This is a genomic window from Bacillus hominis, from assembly GCF_018332515.1.
Taxonomy (GTDB): Bacteria; Bacillota; Bacilli; order Bacillales; family Bacillaceae_G; genus Bacillus_A; species Bacillus_A hominis.
On sequence record NZ_BOQD01000646.1, the window covers coordinates 1 to 513 of the forward strand.

The following is a 513-nucleotide window of genomic DNA, read 5'->3' on the forward strand; positions in this document are numbered from 1 at the left end:
TCACGAACATATAATTCTAATGAGGATAATTCAGCTTCAGGTATAATTTTATCTTTTTTATATTTATTACATATTTCAAGAATAGTAAGCTTTATCTCCTCGTGATTACCTTCTATGAGATAATCGCCATCAACATCCAGCTTCTTAGAAACTTTCTTTAAAAAAGAAGATGATGGTTTTATTTTCCCACTCTCAATTCTACTTAAATAGGTTACTGAGCATATTTCTGATACGAGCTCCCCCTGTGTTAATCCTTTATGCATACGAACTTGCCGAATACGTTCCCCAATTTCCATCTCTCTACTCTCCCTATTTAACCATTTCATGCTTTTTACTAATTAAGTCATTATGTATTTCTTAATCTTTCATACTATATACAATGGGCATTCTCACATATGTAAAAAAATGTATCGATTATTTAAATTGTACATTCATACTTTGATTATTTCTATACTTCTTGTTAAATTAAATGGTAAAAAATCGGTTTTTCCGACTCTTTTTTTCATACAATTT

1 protein-coding gene is annotated in these 513 nt (G+C 29.4%); it reads right to left on the reverse strand.

All coding sequences use genetic code 11. The annotated features are described in order from the left end of the window. Positions 1-296: helix-turn-helix domain-containing protein (locus KI356_RS27775; protein WP_212937072.1), on the reverse strand; the 296-nt coding region annotated here is incomplete at its 3' end. Positions 297-513 lie beyond the last annotated feature (217 nt).